Below are 16,302 nucleotides of genomic sequence, written 5' to 3'. Positions count from 1 at the left end.
TCGCAGCCTTCAGGTTGATGGAGGGGCGTGGCCCTTTTAGTGCCACCAAGCAGGGACAATGGTGTGGTGACTTTCAGACTGGACACTATCGGCACAGGACTGGTCTTCGCTGATTCCTTGGGAAAGCTCACCGCCGCCCTCAAGAGCCAGGGCGACGGCGGAACGGTGGTCGTCCAGGCACCGCCCGGGACGGGAAAGACCACCTTGGTTCCTCCACTGCTGGCCAACCTTGTGGGGGAGAGGCGCCGGGGCCAGCCCCGCGTCGTCGTCACCCAGCCGCGCAGGGTGGCCGCGCGTTCAGCCGCCCGCCGCCTTGCCTCACTCGACGGCAGCCGTCTGGGCAGCCGGGTTGGTTATACAGTCCGCGGCGAGAGCAAGTCGGGTTCGGACACTGTGGTGGAGTTCGTCACTCCGGGTATTCTCTTGCGGCGCCTTCTGGTTGATCCCGGACTTGAGGGTACGCAAGCAGTGATCCTGGATGAGGTCCACGAGCGTGGCCTCGAAACTGACCTGCTCGTTGGCATGCTCGCGGAAGTCCGGGAACTCCGCGGCGACCTCACCCTCGTGGCCATGTCGGCAACTCTTGACGCCGCACGTTTCGCCGCCCTGCTGGGACGAAGCGCCGACGGCGGCGCGCCGGCTCCCGTCGTCGACTGTCCTTCCGCGCTGCACGCCCTGGAAGTCCAGTGGGTTCCGGCCGCGGGTCAGCGCTTGGACGATCGCGGCGTGGCATACAGCTTCCTGAACCATGTTGCCGAAACAACGGTGGCTGCCCACGAGGAAGCGCTCATGGTAAACCCCGACGTGGACGCTTTGGTCTTTCTCCCAGGTGTCCGTGAAGTGTCCGACGTCGCCAGCCGGCTCCGCGGGCGGGTCCAGGCCGGTGTTGAGGTGCTTGAGCTGCATGGCCAGATCGGTCCGGACGCTCAGGACCGGGCGGTTTCAGGCCGGGAACCCGGCGACACTCCTCGAATCATCGTGTCTACGGCGTTGGCCGAGTCGTCACTCACGGTGCCGGGCGTCCGGCTCGTTATAGATTCCGGCCTTTCACGTGAACCGCGTCGTGACGCGGGCAGAGGCATGTCCGGACTGGTGACGGTGTCCTGCTCAAAGGCTTCGGCCGAGCAGCGGGCCGGCCGCGCAGCGCGCCAAGGACCGGGCAGGGTGGTTCGGTGCTACGACCAGCAGGCCTTCGCCGCCGCGCCAGCGCACCAAACCCCCGAGATTTCGGTGGCCGACCTCACCAGCGCCGCTCTCGTGCTCGCTTGCTGGGGAGCCCCCGGGGGCCGTGGGCTTGCACTGCCCGACGCACCACCGCGCGCCGCTATGGATGACGCCGTCGAGGTCCTTCGGGAACTCGGTGCGGTGACAGTGGAGGGAACTGTCACGGACTTGGGCAGGACGCTCGCGAAGGTCCCGGCAGACCCTCGGCTCGCCCGCGCGCTACTGGACGGTTCTACGATGGTTGGCCGTCGCCTTGCCGCTGAAACAGTGGCATTGGTAGCCGGTGATCAACGCGCGGCTGGCGCCGATCTCACAAAACTCCTGGCGGCAGTTCGATCCGGATCACACCCGGCAGCCCGACGATTCGCCGAGGACGTCAAACGGATGGAATCGCTGGCGCGTCAGGAGACCTCCAACACCGTTGATCGACAAAGAATCGATTCACAACGGGCACTGGACGTTTCAGCGAGGGAGGCTCCGGGGTTCGTGGTCGCGTTGGCCTTCCCGGACCGTATTGCCAGGCGGGTTCCCGGCCAAGGGACACCAACGTATCTGCTGACATCGGGCACGAGGGCTGGCCTGCCCGCAGGTAGCGCCCTGGCCGGCCATGACTGGTTGGCCGTGGCGGAGGTTTCACGCGCCCAAGGCAGGGATGCCGCGGGCACTGGCGCCGTGATCCGATCGGCTGCGCCCCTGTCCGCCGAGCTGGCGGCGGCTGCGGCGCCCGAGTTGTTAGTGGAGGAAGAAACGGCACGTTTCGCCCAAGGGCGGGTGACCGCCAGGCTTGAGCGGAGGTTGGGAGCGCTGGTGCTGTCCATGACGCCCGTGCGCCCCAGTGCCGAGCAGGGCCGGCATGCTGTTGCGACTGCGCTGGAAAAGGCCGGACTCTCGATGATCGGGTGGTCCGCCGCGGCAGATGCGCTGCGCCGGCGTATGGCGTTGTTGTATCGGGAGCTCGGCGATCCGTGGCCGGATGTCAGCGAATCCGCACTGTTGGCCAGATTGGATGATTGGCTTGCTCCGGAGCTCGAATCCATGGCCACCGGCGCCCCGGCCACCACCATAGACCTCGCCGATCCACTCCGGCGCCTGCTCCCGTGGCCCGAGGCTTCCGCCTTGGACAGCCTGGTGCCTGAGCGCCTTCAGGTGCCCAGTGGCTCGCGGGTGCGAATCGAGTACCCAGAGGTCTCCGATGGCTCCGGAGGCCCGGATCGAACGAATATGGAGCCCGACGGCGGGAGCCCGGTTGTAGCGGTCAAGCTGCAGGAATGTTTCGGCTGGGACCGCACGCCTCGCCTTATTGAGGGAAGGGTACCGGTGCTTTTCCACCTTTTGTCTCCCGCCGGCAGGCCGTTGGCGGTGACAGCTGATCTCACGTCGTTTTGGTCCGGGCCCTACTCCCAGGTTCGGGCAGAGATGCGTGGGCGCTACCCCAAGCATCCCTGGCCCGAAGATCCGTGGACGGCACTGGCTACGTCCAAAACCAAGAACCGCATGTAGCCCGGCCGATCAAAGAATGCTAGGCAAGCCTTTCCAACATGAACTGGATCTCGCCGTCCACGAAAGTACCTACAACGCTGCTGGCGGCCAATTCATCCGGGGCCGTAGTCAGTGGATCGCGCTCGAACGCTGTGAAATCGGCGCGCTTGCCCACCGTGATCGAGCCCGAAACGTCCCACAGTCCTGCAGCGTGTGCCGCATGTGAGGTGTAGCCCTCAAGCGCTTGGAGCGCGGTGAGTGCCTGGGCTGGTGCGATGGGTTCCTGCTCCGGATGTCCGGAACGGCGCCGCAATTGGGCGTCTGCAATGATTGGCAAGGGTTCGTACGGAGCAATCGGCCAGTCGGATCCGATGCCCACGGTAACTCCAGCCTCGCGGAGGTCCCTGCAACGCCATGCCCGGTCGGCACGGACCTTGCCAAGCCTGGTAGACCAATTGTCACTTTGGTCTGCCACGGAATAATGCGTGCAGTGTGTCGGCTGCATACTCGCCACCACTCCGGCGTGCTGGAAGCGTTCCACCAGCTGGTCCGGCACCGTTTCGATGTGTTCAATCCTGTGAACCGTTTGGCGGAGTACGTCCGAGGGCACAACTCCGCGGAGCGACTCCAAGGCGTCCAGGACGTGTTCCACGCCCGCATCGCCAATGGCGTGGGTCGCCGTCGGGATGCCACGGGAGGCAAAGTAGCGAACCGCAGCTGTGTATTCTTCCGGCCGGGGCCAGAATGGCGCAATGGATTGGCCGTACAGATCCGGCTCGTAAAGCCACGCGGTCCCGTTGTCCACGGTTCCATCAACGAACAGTTTGATGGCCTCGATCGACCAGCGGTGTCCGCCGGTGCCTACAGTTCGGGCAAGTTCCTTCCACTCGGCCACGTCAGTGCCCGGCATGCACCACGGCGCACTCCGCAACCGCAGGGGCAGCTCGTCGTCGGCTTCCAAAGCCTGAAATAGAGCCGTCGACTCCTCGTCATGGTCCATGACATGCCCGCCGGTCAGCCCAGACCGGGCGAAGTCCCGGAGCAGGTTACCCAGGCGGGTCTTGCGTTCCTCGAACGATTCCTTGGGAATGTGACGCTGCACCAGTTCAATGGCCGCAGCTTCCAACAGCATCCCGGTAGGCACGCCATCGGCGTCGCAGACCACCTCGGCGGACTGGTCAAACTCAACACGGCCACGGATCCCGGCCAACTCCAGTGCCCGGGTGTTTGCCAACGCCGAATGGCCATCGAACAAACGGATCATCGCCGGCCGGTCTCCGGAGACTTCGTCGATCACGCTCCGGTGCAGGGGAACTGGGCCAAACGCGTTCGGATTCAGACCCCAGGCGCGCAACCAGCCGCCGTCGTTTCCTGATGCGGGATTTGCTAATGCGGGGCCTGCTGACTCTGCACGCAGCAGCGCGCGTACGTCAGCCAAAGTGGACGCGCCGGACAGATCGCAGCCAATGGTCAGGTCCAGGCCAAACACGGGGTGGATGTGGCAATCCACCAGGCCTGGCGTGAGTGTTGCACCGCCAAGATCCACTACCCGCGTGCCGGGCTTTCGCCACTGCTGGGCGTCCTCCCGCGTTCCAACGGCGGCAATCAACCCGTCGCTGACGGCAACGGCCTGAATGTCTGATCGGAAACCGTTATCCGGGTTGTCGTCGAGCGTGTGGATGGTGTCGGCAAGGACGATGAGGTCAGGAGTCATGGGTTTCGAAGCTTCCAATCCGGGCGAAGATGTCGGGACGGGCCCTGCGTAATCTGCGGGCTGTCAGCAGGCCTGCCAGGAAAACAAGGGGCGCCACCAAGAGGAGGATGGTGTTGGTGAGGGCATCGGCGAAGGTCAGGAGTTCGATGTTGATGGCGATCAGGGCCACCACGCCAAAGAGCAGGATGGCTGAAGCGATGCTCAAGGGAATGAGCAGTCGGTTGGTCACGGCCTCAGGGTTGCGCCGAAGGTAGATGAAAGCTGCCACGGACACCAGGCCCTGCAAGGCGACGATGCCGAAGATGCCGGGGGTGTTTACCCAGATCAGCAGCTGTTTGTAGGGATCAGCGCCGGCGATGGCGCAAATGATGGTGACGATGGCGGCGAGGGCTGTTTGGATCTGTCCGGCGCGGTGCGGGGACTTGTACTTCGGATGGGTCCTGGCGAGGAATGCGGGGAGGACGCCGTCTTTGGCGAGCATGTAAACGTAGCGGTTGATGGCATTGTGGAATGCAAGCTGGGAGGCATAGACGCTGGTCACGATCAGCACGTACATGACAACCTCTGCCCAGGGACCCACGTAGTGGTTGATCGTGGCGAAGAACATGCCATCGGCCAACTCACCGGCGGCGGCCATCACGTCACCATCGCCGTACGCCTGGATGACCGTCCACACGATGAACGCGTAGAACACGGACATGAATCCGACAGCAATGTAGGTTGCCCTGGGTACGGACTTGTCCGGGTTGCGGGCCTCACGGCGGTACAGCACGGTGGATTCAAACCCCATGAAAGCGGCGAAGCAGATGGCAAGGATGGCCAGGACGCCAGGCGTGAAGGCATGTTCGGGGGAGAAGGAGGCAACGCTGATGCCCTGTGCGCCGCCGTTCGCCAGAATGCCGGCACCCATGACGGCAAGAATGGCGGTCTCGGCAATGAGCAGGACACCCAGGACCTTGGCCCCAACGTCGATGCCCCGATAGCCAAGGAACCAGACGGCGGCGACGGCCACCAGTGCTACTGCGGGCCATGGGACGTCCAAGCCAAAGAGTGTCCGGAGCATGGCTTGGGTCTGGACTGCGAAGAGTCCGTAAACGCCGATCTGCAGGCAGTTATAGGAAATGATGGCGAGAATGGCGGAAGCCAGCCCCACCGTTTTTCCCATGGCAAGTGTGATGTAGGTGTAGAAGCCGCCGGCTGCTTTGACGTGCTTGGTCATGGCCATGAAAGCCACAGCGAAGATCAAGAGAACGGCGCCGGCGATGACGTAGCCCATGGGGGCGCCAATGCCCCCGATGCCAATGGCCACAGGTGCCACGCCGGCCATTACGGTCAAGGGGGCTGCTGCGGAGATCACCAGGAAGGCAATGCCGCCGGTGCCGATGGCATTCTTTTTGAGCCCGTTTGCAGCATCCGCTGCGGGAGGGCGGGTTTCGATTTCAGACATGGTGTCCTCGGAGGTCCGATGCGGGGAGATTTGATGGGGAGTCGGTCAATAAGCGAAAGGCTTTCGTTTATCGTAGGGCCTTGTGACTGGGCGCACAATACCTTTGCCCAAACTTCTGGCTAGAGTCGTAACAACACATTGATTGGAGAACCCCATGCCACGCCCGCTGGTTCCGCTGATATCCATCGACGCGCTCGTCACGGCTGCCTTGGAGCTGGTTGACGAGGCCGGGGACTTCAGCCTGCCCAAACTGGCCAAGAGGATCGGCGTCAGTCAATCGTCCATTTACAACCATGTCAGCGGCCGGGAAGAAATACTGGAACTGATGCGCGGACGGATCATCGCCGAGAACCCGTACACGCTCCATGAAGGGCAGGACTGGGAGGATGCCATCAGGGTCATCGTCCGCGCCTACCGCGACGCGTTCGACAGGCACCCCCGACTGGCGCCCCTGCTGGTGTTGCAAACGGTGCAGAACGATCAGGTACTGGCTCTCTACGAGAATTTGGCGGTTGCCCTGGAAAATGCCGGTTTCCAGGGGCAGGATGTGGTTTCGGCGATCTCCACGATCGACAGTTTTGCCTTGGGATTTGCCTTGGACCTGGCGGCTCCCGACGTCGTGTGGGCACCTCCGGTTCACGGCTACCCGGCCCTTACCCAGGCGTTAACGCACGCGGGTCCGCCGGATCAGCGTGGTGAAGCAGCCTTCGATTTCGGTTTGGAGATTCTGGTAGCCGGACTCCGTTCGCGCCTCAAATCCGGGGTGCTGTGAACGGTGCTGGGAACGCTGCTGTGAACCCTGTACAAGCCTGGTGGGCGGCTGTGGTCCGCGGCTTCACCGACGTTCACACTACTGCCGTGCCACTACCTGCGTTGTTGGTGATTCTCGCAGCAGCAACCATCTTGAGCATTCCTCGAGTCACGTGGCGATGGTTCGGTCTCTACGTGACGTTCGTCCATGAGCTTGGCCACGCCTATGCCGCCCTCATGACGGGGCGGTTTGTCCACAGCCTTCGCATTGGACTGGATCATTCGGGCCGCCTCGTCAGCAGCGGCCGAAGCCCTTTTGGTGCGGCCTGGTCAGGGTTTTGGGGCTATCCTGCGCCCGCAGTCGTGGGACTTGCCTTGATTGCTGCGTTCGCTGCCGGCCGATCAGGGGCCGCGATGTCTGTAGGCGCGCTGATCCTGCTGGTCTCCCTGATTTTCCTGCGCAACTTGACAGGGATCCTGGTGGCCGTGGTCAGCGCAGCTATCGCCCAGCTTTTGGTTGTCTTCGGATCGCCCACAACGATCAACTACGCTGTGCTGGCCCTGGGCATCGCCCTGTCAGTGGGTGCCGTGCGCGACCTTTTCAAGCTCGCCGGCGTCCATACACGGCGCCGGGACCGGCTCGGAGCATCGGACGCCTACATCCTTGGCCGCACCACGGGTGTCCCATCATTCCTGTGGCTGACAGGATTCTCCGTGGTCATCACAGGAAGCACAGTCACGTCAGCATGGTTGTTATGGGGGATGGTCCCGGCCTAGGACCCGTTGGCGGCTTCGCCGCCGGCTCTTCGTCCTCGGCTGGGGCTTGCCCTGTGGTCGCCTCAGGGTGTCCAATCCTCTTACACGTTCGAACCTTTCGGCGCGTTCGAACTCCGAGCTTGGATACGACACCAGGAGGTGCTCATGTCCGCGAAGGGCACACGGGAGACGGCTAAGGCGGCCGGACCCGGCACACCCGAGTCCCGGCGAAGCGAGAACGGCACGGCTCTGGCGGCAAGTGATCCCGCCAAGATCCGCAACGTGGCCCTCGTGGGGCATTCAGGTGCAGGGAAGTCGATGCTGGTAGAAGCGCTCTTGGCTGCGACAGGGGCCATCACCAGGATGGGCTCGATTACCGAGGGAACCACCGTCAGCGATTCAGACCCCTCAGCCATCCATCAGCAAAGGTCCGTCACCTTGTCGGTGGCCCCGATTCTGGTGGGCGACGTAAAGGTAAATCTGATCGACACTCCGGGATACACGGATTTCACGGGGGAATTACGGGCAGGATTGAGGGCCGCTGACGCGGCCCTCTTTGTCGTCTCCGCTGTGGACGGCATCGACGGCGCCACCATCGCCTTGTGGGGTGAGTGCGAGAAGATCCGCATGCCGCGGGCTGTCGTAGTCAGCCGCCTGGACCATCCCCGCGCGGATTTCAGTGCCGCCGTCGTGCGTTGCCAGGAAGCCTTCGGCGAGTCCGTCCTCCCGCTGTACCTGCCCTCTGGGGGAGAACTGGCTGGGGTGCTCCACGGGAGCAGCGATGATCCTGCCGTGGAGGAAGCCCGGGGCCCTTTGATTGAAGGGATTATTGCCGAAAGCGAAGACGAGACCCTGATGGACCGCTACCTGGGCGGTGAAGAGTTGCCGTTGGAGGATCTCATCAAGGATCTGGAGACCGCTGTGGCCAGGGGCTCCTTCTTCCCGGTAATGGCTACTTCGGCGGAGACGGGCCTAGGGCTTCCCGAGCTCATGTCACTGATGATTGATGCTTTGCCTTCGCCCCTGGAACGCACCGCGCCCCCAGTGATGAAACTCGATGGTTCGTCCTTGAAACCACTGGAATGCGACCCCGCAGGACGCCTGGCTGCCGAGGTGGTGCGGACTACAGTGGATCCGTTCCTGGGCCGCGTCTGCCTGGTCCGTGTTTTTTCCGGGACCCTCCGTGAGGATTCAGCCATCCACATAGGCGGCAGGGGATTGGCAGACAGGGGCCACGAGGACCACGACAGCGATGAGCGCGTCACCCATCTGTACTCGCCGGTCGGATCAAGCCTGAAGGCTGTTTCGCAGTGCATAGCCGGTGACATTTGTGCCATCAGCAAGCTGGCAAACGCGGAAACGGGGGACACTGTCTCGGACAAGGACGCCCCGCTGCTGATCGAAACCTGGAACATGCCTGAGCCGCTGATGCCCATAGCGATCGAAGGAGTGTCCCGTAGCGACGAGGACGCGCTGGCCAAGAGCATTGGCAAGGTAGTCGCAGCAGATCCGACGCTTCGGGTGGAACGCAATCAGGACACGCACCAGTTGATTCTGTGGTGCATGGGTGAGGCGCATGCTGAGGTGATCCTGGACAGGCTGCGCAACCAGGGCGTCAAGCTTCAAACAGTCGAGGTCATCACGCCGCTGCGGGAAACGTTCGCCAGCAAGGCCGCCGGGCACGGCCGGCATGTCAAGCAATCAGGTGGACATGGACAGTTCGCCATCTGCGACATCGAAGTTGAGCCCTTGGCACGCGGGGAGGGGTTTGAATTCGCTGACAAGACGGTGGGCGGTGTTATTCCCGGTACGTTCGTCACTTCCGTGGAAAAGGGCGTGCGTTCCCAGATGCTCAAGGGCGTTTCGGCAGGGTTCCCCGTGGTGGACATCAAAGTCACCTTGGTGGGCGGAAAAACCCACAGCGTGGATTCCTCGGACGCAGCCTTCCAGGCGGCCGGTGCGTTGGCGCTTCGCGAAGCCGCGGCAACGGCAAGGATCCAGTTGCTGGAGCCTGTGTCCGCAGTGGTGGTCAGTGTCCCGGACGAACACGTGGGGGCGGTGATGAGCGATCTGTCGGGCCGGAGGGGACGCGTGACCGGAACTACGGCAGCCAACGGCGAAGGTACTGAGATTACGGCAGAAGTTCCTGACCAGGAACTTCTGCGCTACGCCGTTGAACTTCGGGCACTGACAGCGGGTACCGGCCGCTTCCGGCGATCCTATCTGCGTCACGAACCAGTGCCGAAGTAGTTCCTCAACTGTTTTCCCTCATGAACCCCGCTGCCGCGGGTGCAAGCGAGGCACCTATTTCGGCGGCGCTGCGCTTGAGGCCCTTGACCACGAACGAATGGTCGGCGTCCTGGCTCCACTGGAGAGTCGCCGTCGGGCCAATTCTGGCAACCACAGACTCCAGGAGTTCCGGCGTCGCGAACGTATCGCGGGTGCCCTGGAGGAAGAGCATGGGCACCGTTATCCCGTAGAGGTGTTCATCGCGGAGCTTCTCCGGTTTACCCGGGGCATGCAAGGGATATCCCAGGTACACCAGGCCACTTGTGGGCATTCCCTCAGCCACGGCCATGGATGCCATCCGACCCCCAAAGGATTTTCCTCCTGCCCACAACGGTTCATCGCCTGCAAGCTCTGCGGCCTTTTCCATAACAGCGCGCCACGTGGCTATGGCTGCCGGCGGGCGGTCGGGGAAACGTCGTCCTGCTTCCCGGTACGGAAAATTGAAGCGCAGAGTACTGACGCCGTCCACCGCCATCGCCTCGGCAAATCCCTGAAGGAAGGGGTGTTCCTTTCCCGCTCCCGCGCCATGGGCAACTACGAGGGTGGCGAACGACTCCTCCGGACGGACATGGATTCCTGAGACCTTGGTGTCTCCCACGGCAACGGTCAGGGCGGTTTCAGTGTTTGGCATGTATCCATCATGGTGCAGTTTGGCCTGGAGCTGTCAGGCGCTACGTCACGCCGTCCGAAAAAAGGAACCCAGGATGCTGACGTGAACGCCCTTGACGGGGTAGCTTGTGGCCATGGCGAGCGAATCAGCAACAGTCTCCGTGCCCGGTCCCGAAGGCCCCCGCGAAGTTCGGATTTCAAGCCCAAGCCGCGTCATGTGGCCTGAGGCCGGGCTGACGAAACTGGACCTGGCCAACTATCTCGTGGACGTGGGGGACGCTTTTGTGGCGGCCAACGGCAACCGGCCCGTCAGCCTCCAGCGGTACTCGGGCAATATCGAGGGCGAGATGTTCTTCTCCAAGAACCCTCCCAAAGGTGCGCCGGACTATGTCCGCTCGGTCATGGTGACGTATCCGAGCGCCCGGACCCATCCGCAGTTGGTGATCGACGAGCCCGCCGCCGCGGTGTGGGCAGCGCAAATGAACACGGTCGTTTTCCACCCGTGGGCTTCCCGTGCCAACGATCCCGACAATCCCGACCAGCTGCGTATCGACCTCGATCCCCAGCCGGGAACCGACTTTGATGACGCCATACCGGCTGCGCAGGAACTGCGTGCGTTGTTGGACGAAGCCGGGCTGAGGGCCTTCATCAAGACCTCGGGCAACCGGGGACTGCATGTGTATGCGCCAATCCATCCCAAGCATGAATTCCTGGAAGTGCGCCACGCGGTGATCGCCGCCGGCCGGGAGTTGGAGCGGCGGATGCCCGAGAAGGTCACCACTGCATGGTGGAAAGAAGAACGCGGGACCAGGATCTTCGTGGACTTCAACCAGGCCAACCGGGACCGGACGATCGCCGGTGCCTATAGCCCGCGCGCAGTGCCGAATGCACAGGTATCCTGCCCGCTGGCGTGGGAAGAGCTGGAGAATGCAGACCCGGCTAAATACACCATCACCACTGTTCCGGACCGGCTGAAGACGACAGGCGACCCGTGGGCCACTATGCATGAGAAGCCCGGAGACATCGACGTCCTTCTGCAATGGTGGGAGCGCGACGTCAAGAACGGCCAGGGCGAGATGCCGTTCCCACCGGAATTTCCCAAGATGCCGGGGGAACCCATGCGGGTACAGCCCAGCCGGGCGCGTAAGCAGGAGGAGTAAACGCAGGAGCAGGTGTGCATCGAGGTTCACGCGGGGGCATTGTGACCGCAACGCTTGTGTGCGGCCTGTTCCTCGCTGGCTGCACGGGCGAACCGCAGCCCAATCCGCTTCCGCCGGGGCCAGTGACAAGCTCGACGCCGGCCCCTCCCACGGTGCCCGTGCCGCCATTCACAGGCACCTCTCCCGCACCACCGCCAACACCCGCCTTTCGTGAGTTGCAGGCAACCTTGGAACTCTTTAGCCGGGAGATGCTCCAGAACGGTGCGCCGGCGGTGCTGATAGAGGCCAGGGCCGGGCAACAAGTGTGGAGGCACGCGGCAGGTGTCAGGAGCCTCGGGGGAGGTGCTCCTGTGCAGGCGGATGATCCGATCCGGGTGGGCGGACTCACACGGACCATGGTTGCAGTTTCCGTGTTGAAGCTGGTGGAAGAAGGCCGGGTGGCACTTGAGGATTCGATCGCCAAGTACCTGCCGGGGATCGACGTCCTCCTTCCGCCGGAGCCAGAGTCGGTGACGGTCCGGCAATTGCTGGGCCACACCGCAGGCACTCCCTTAGCCAGTGGACTTTCGGATTATGCAGTGCTTGGTTTTTTGGTGGAGCGGCTCCGAGGCGCTCCACTGGGCGCGGTGCTGCGCATGGACATCCTGGATCCCTTGGATTTGCACTCAACCATCGTGTTGGACGAGAGCCCCCTTCCGGATGCCCTGGTCCACGGTTATGCGGTGGTGCGGGGTGAAACCGTGGACGTCACGCGTTCCGCGCAGCCAGGCGGCCCGGCTTCAGAGGGCGTCATCGCCAGCGTGGGGGACATCAACACCTTCTACGCAGCGTTGCTCAAGGGGCAGCTGCTGTTACCGCAGAGCCTCGTGGAGATGAAGGGATCGGTTTTCGCCGATTACGGATTGGGCCTGGACCACTGGAATGACACGTGCACCAACGGCTTCTATTACGGCCATTCAGGTGACGTACCTGGCTATGGCACCATCTCGATCAGCAGTGCTGATGGAAACCGTCAGCTCACCATCTCATTGGCCTACCCGCCGCTGCCCCTGTCCACACGGCCCTCGGCCATCGCCTTGGAACTGACAGGACTGGCCCAGGTTGCTTTGAACGCGAGCTGCCGCTTTCAGTTCCGCTGATCCGCCCGGGGGGATGGACGGATGGGCCCCTATTCGAACCGTGAAGGATCGCCGGTTCCGCGGCGCACCACTTCTGCCGTGCCGCTGGAGAAGTCGATCACTGTGGTTGGCTCTGAACCGGTATCGCCGGAATCGATCACTGCGTCCACTTCGTTGTCCAGCCGTTCCTTGATTTCCCAGCCCTGGGTCAGCGGCTCCTCCTGGTCAGGCAGAAGGAGCGTGCTGGACAGCAATGGTTCACCGAGCTCCGCCAGGAGCGCCTGGACCACTTTGTGATCCGGAATGCGCACCCCAACGGTCTTCTTTTTCGGGTGGAGCAGGCGCTTGGGAACCTCGCGGGTGGCCGGAAGGATGAACGTGTAGCTGCCGGGGGTGACGGCCTTGATGCTGCGGAATACATCGTTATCGATCATCACGAACTGCCCCATTTGGGCAAAATCCTTGCAGACCAGCGTGAAGTGGTGTTTGTCGTCCAGTTGCCGGATGGTCCGGATGCGATCCAGGGCTTCCCTGTTGCCGATCTGGGCGCCCAGGGCGTAGCAGGAGTCGGTGGGGTAGGCGATGAGCCCACCGCTTTGCAGCATGTTAACCACTTGGCCGATGGCGCGTGGTTGGGGATCTTCAGGGTGGACGTCAAAGAATCTGGCCATGGAGAGAGCCTACGTCAAAGCTAGGACAGGATGTCTTTGGTGGTGAACTTCCCGTAGGCCAGCGCGCCACAGACGGCAATGTACCCGGCTTGGAGCAGCGCGTTTTCGCCGAAGGATGTCCAGGAGACCGGTTGCCGCAGGAGGTCCGCGAAGCCAAGCCAGTGGTGGCTGAACAGCCAAGGATGCAGCCATTCCAGTTGTGGCAGGTTGTCCAGCACCTGCGAGACCACCGAGAGGACGATTGTGGCAGCCATAGCGCCCACGGGTACGTCCGTGAAGGTTGAGATGAGCAGTCCAATCGCCGACAAGCCTAGGAGCGAGACCGTGATGTAAGCAGCGATCAGCAGCGAACGCAGTACTGACTCGCCAACCCCGATCGTGTCACCGGAGAGTAGCGTGACGGGACCGATGGGGAAGAACACGACGCCGGCCAAGGCACCTGCGGCTGCGACCGTGGCCGTAGCGGCACAACAGAAAGCGACGGCCCCGGCGTACTTGACCAGGAGCAGGCGGATACGCCCCGATGGTGCAAGGAGCAGGTAGCGCAAGGTGCCGAGGTTGGCTTCTCCGGCGATGGTGTCCCCTGCCACCACTCCGACGGTGAGGGGCAGGAACAGCGGGACACACACCACAAGGGCTGTCACGGCAACAAAGAGGCCGTTCTGGGTGATGCGATCCAGGAACAGTGGTCCGCGGCCAGGTGTCGCTGGCCGGGACGAGAGTTTGACGGCAAGGGCAATCAGGATGGGAACGGCGGCAAGGGCCACCAGCATGGCCCACGTCCTGAGGCGACGAAACAGCACGGATAATTCCGAGCCAAGCAACGCCCACCCCATCCCGGGACGGACGGCACTGTCTTTCCGGGCGCCAGTTGTTCCGGACGTACCAGCAGCCTCCCGAGTGTCACCAGTTTCAGCCGACAACGTCAAACCCCTCTCCGGTCAAGGACACGAACCGCTCTTCCAGGGTTGCGTTCTCCACAGAGAAGCCCCTGACCCGGACGCCGTCGGCCACCAACGCTGCAACGATCTCTTCAGGCTCAATGCCGTCGAGTCCGTTTCCTTGGATCACCCCGTGGCCAGGCGCTTCGCCGGGTACCAGACCCAGGCGGGCCAGGACGCGGGCAGCACGTTCGCCGTCGGGCGTTCGTACCAGAACGTGCGCTTGCCCGGCAGACCGCAGTTCATCCAGCGGTCCTTGGGCCACCAGCCGTCCGGCACTCATCACCCCCACATGGGTACACATTTGCTCCACCTCGGCCAGGAGGTGGCTGGAAACGAAGACGGTGGCCCCGCCGGCGGCAAGGGACCGAACCAAGCTGCGCACCTCCCGGGTGCCTTGGGGGTCCAGCCCGTTGGTTGGTTCGTCGAGCACAAGCAGTTCGCGCGGCCGGAGCATGGCGTTGGCCAGCCCGAGGCGCTGTTTCATGCCCAATGAGTAGGCACGTACCTTCTTTCCGGCGGCGTGACCCAGCCCAACGCGGTCCAACGCCTCATTGACGCGGCGGTGGCGGGTGGCAGAGGATCCATGGCGGTCCGCTGAATCCAGCCGCAGCAGATTGTCCGCTCCGGAAAGAAACGGATAGAAGCCCGGCCCCTCCACCAGTGCGCCGACCTCGGGTAGCACGGAAGCCAACTGCTGGGGCATCTCCCTGCCCAGAACCCGGATTTCACCACCGTTCGCGGAAGCGAGGCCCAGCAAAACCCGGATGGTGGTGGTCTTTCCCGAACCATTGGGCCCCAGGAAGCCGTAAACCGCACCACGGGGGACCGCAAGGTCAATGCCGTCCACCGCGGAACGGTGCCCAAAGCGCTTCACGAGGCCATGGGTTTCTATGGCAAGGTCAATCGGCAGGGAGCCGGGAGCAGCTTCACGGGTTTCCGTCACAGGTTGCCGATCATGGGGCGCCGTTCATTGCGCCGTCGCGGCTGACTGCAGCCGGTCCGAAGGCACCAACCCGGCAAACACGCGGCCGTCGTCGAGAATGAGGACGCTCACCAGAGACGTAGTCAGCGCTCGTCCTCCGCTTACGGGTTGCAGGGCCTGGGCGAGTTGCGGGTTGGATGTGAGTTCGGCAGGCGCCGTTCCAGCGGGCAAGCCGACCACGGCGTCCCACCCTTTGCCGGTCACTGAAGGGCTGGGGTGGGGGAGCATGGGACTGGATGATCCCTGAGGTGTTGGAACAACAGCATCCGGTGCTGGCGCAGAGTCATCCGGAGCTGCGCCGGCAGGACCTTCCATCGGGGGCGGCAATGGCTTGATGGGGACCGGCTTCTCTGTGACAGTTGCACCGGCCGGAGGAGTGAAGTTAAACAGGGCCGCGTCAGGTGCGGAGAAGTTCACGTCCGTATAGGCAAGTGAGTAGGCTGGCTCCGGCTGGCCCTTCGCGCGGACCTCGACTCCCAGTGGCCAACCGGTCTCGGAGTCGACCTCGATCGAAACGGAATCAACCAAAGTTCCGTCGCTGCGCGGCACGAGGCTCAGCCGGTACGCGCTGCGACCCGCCACAGTGGAAGCTTCTCCCACCGTTACTTCAGTGCTGGAGTCAATGGCTGACAGGAAGTGACTGGCCATTGCCTCAGGAGTGGGCATGCCCGCATGGGTTGTTTCACTTCGAAGGGAGTCCTTCTGCCCAGTGTTTGAGGGCACAGGGACGCTCAAGTGTGTCGCGCTGTTGTCCGCGGAGTTGTAGAACCAGGCGTCGCTGCCATTGACCACAAAGTCACGTTCGGCCATCCGGTCCAGTATCTGCAGCCTGGCCTTGGAGGGCCCGTCCAGGTATACCCGTGCTGTATGCGAGCCCGTGAGCAACTCGAGTGCCGACGTAGCTCCGGGCACGATTCCCGGGCCAGCCGTGGGAACTTCAGGCAGCCCCAACTCCGCAGTCTGCACCACAGTGCCGGATAAAGCGTGCACCTCGGTGCGGGCTATCATCGCCAGGATCTCGTTAGCCGTTTTGGGCGGCAAGGAGACACTTGCGCCGGCCTGGACGGAGCCAATAAGCGCCGCCAGTGCCAATGCAAGGGGAATCAGGAGAGCTGGCAGCCACCGCTGCCTGGCCCGCGCCATTGCTACCGACCACCAC

Annotated in this window: 13 protein-coding genes; 6 read left to right on the top strand and 7 right to left on the bottom strand. The window is 63.2% G+C overall.

Annotation, left to right across the window (positions count from 1 at the left end):
• Positions 1-27: 27 nt before the first annotated feature.
• Positions 28-2,724, top strand: a complete 2,697-nt coding sequence (gene hrpB, locus LDN90_RS13290) for an ATP-dependent helicase HrpB (protein WP_346346988.1) — start codon at positions 28-30, stop codon at positions 2,722-2,724.
• Positions 2,725-2,743: 19 nt separating this feature from the next.
• On the opposite strand, the gene LDN90_RS13285 is transcribed toward hrpB, so the two are convergent.
• Together LDN90_RS13285 and LDN90_RS13280 are read right to left on the bottom strand one after the other, a co-directional pair.
• Positions 2,744-4,417: an amidohydrolase gene (locus LDN90_RS13285; protein ID WP_223946114.1), complete on the bottom strand. Its 1,674-nt coding sequence runs from the start codon at positions 4,415-4,417 to the stop codon at positions 2,744-2,746.
• Positions 4,407-5,864: an APC family permease gene (locus tag LDN90_RS13280; protein WP_223946112.1), complete on the bottom strand. Its 1,458-nt coding sequence runs from the start codon at positions 5,862-5,864 to the stop codon at positions 4,407-4,409. Before LDN90_RS13280 ends, LDN90_RS13285 begins: the two co-directional genes overlap by 11 nt.
• A 154-nt stretch (positions 5,865-6,018) precedes the next feature.
• Here LDN90_RS13280 and LDN90_RS13275 point away from each other — a divergent pair, with 154 nt between their 5' ends.
• From LDN90_RS13275 to LDN90_RS13265, 3 genes are all read left to right on the top strand, one after another.
• Complete coding sequence (locus tag LDN90_RS13275) at positions 6,019-6,636, top strand: TetR/AcrR family transcriptional regulator C-terminal domain-containing protein (protein ID WP_216925831.1); 618 nt, start codon at positions 6,019-6,021, stop codon at positions 6,634-6,636.
• Between the two features lie 20 nt (positions 6,637-6,656).
• On the top strand, positions 6,657-7,391 hold the full coding sequence (locus tag LDN90_RS13270; RefSeq protein WP_223946110.1) for a M50 family metallopeptidase: 735 nt from the start codon (positions 6,657-6,659) through the stop codon (positions 7,389-7,391).
• Between the two features lie 144 nt (positions 7,392-7,535).
• The gene (locus LDN90_RS13265) at positions 7,536-9,620 is read left to right on the top strand and encodes an elongation factor G-like protein EF-G2 (RefSeq protein WP_216925829.1); all 2,085 of its coding nucleotides are present in this window, start codon (positions 7,536-7,538) and stop codon (positions 9,618-9,620) included.
• Positions 9,621-9,624: 4 nt separating this feature from the next.
• Here the strand turns inward: LDN90_RS13265 and LDN90_RS13260 are convergent, their stop codons facing one another.
• Positions 9,625-10,290, bottom strand: a complete 666-nt coding sequence (locus LDN90_RS13260; RefSeq protein WP_223946108.1) for an alpha/beta family hydrolase — start codon at positions 10,288-10,290, stop codon at positions 9,625-9,627.
• 112 nt (positions 10,291-10,402) lie between these two features.
• Here LDN90_RS13260 and ligD point away from each other — a divergent pair, with 112 nt between their 5' ends.
• Complete coding sequence (ligD, locus tag LDN90_RS13255; RefSeq protein ID WP_223946106.1) at positions 10,403-11,428, top strand: non-homologous end-joining DNA ligase; 1,026 nt, start codon at positions 10,403-10,405, stop codon at positions 11,426-11,428.
• 152 nt (positions 11,429-11,580) lie between these two features.
• Positions 11,581-12,567, top strand: a complete 987-nt coding sequence (locus LDN90_RS13250; protein ID WP_346347010.1) for a serine hydrolase domain-containing protein — start codon at positions 11,581-11,583, stop codon at positions 12,565-12,567.
• Between the two features lie 29 nt (positions 12,568-12,596).
• Here the strand turns inward: LDN90_RS13250 and LDN90_RS13245 are convergent, their stop codons facing one another.
• From LDN90_RS13245 to LDN90_RS13230, 4 genes are all read right to left on the bottom strand, one after another.
• Complete coding sequence (locus tag LDN90_RS13245) at positions 12,597-13,217, bottom strand: L-threonylcarbamoyladenylate synthase (RefSeq protein ID WP_216925826.1); 621 nt, start codon at positions 13,215-13,217, stop codon at positions 12,597-12,599.
• A gap of 20 nt (positions 13,218-13,237) precedes the next feature.
• A complete protein-coding gene (locus LDN90_RS13240) occupies positions 13,238-14,053 on the bottom strand; it encodes an ABC transporter permease (protein ID WP_216925846.1) in 816 nt (271 codons plus the stop codon).
• Between the two features lie 76 nt (positions 14,054-14,129).
• Positions 14,130-15,104, bottom strand: coding sequence for an ABC transporter ATP-binding protein (locus LDN90_RS13235; RefSeq protein ID WP_223946104.1), 975 nt, complete (start codon positions 15,102-15,104; stop codon positions 14,130-14,132).
• Positions 15,105-15,128: 24 nt separating this feature from the next.
• The gene (locus tag LDN90_RS13230; RefSeq protein WP_223946102.1) at positions 15,129-16,286 is read right to left on the bottom strand and encodes a DUF2092 domain-containing protein; all 1,158 of its coding nucleotides are present in this window, start codon (positions 16,284-16,286) and stop codon (positions 15,129-15,131) included.
• Positions 16,287-16,302: the final 16 nt, after the last annotated feature.

The organism is Arthrobacter sp. NtRootA1, assembly GCF_019976975.1.
GTDB classification, from domain to species: Bacteria; Actinomycetota; Actinomycetes; order Actinomycetales; family Micrococcaceae; genus Arthrobacter; species Arthrobacter aromaticivorans.
The sequence above is the reverse complement of the archived record's forward strand: the minus strand, read 5'-3'. Positions and strand labels throughout refer to the sequence as shown.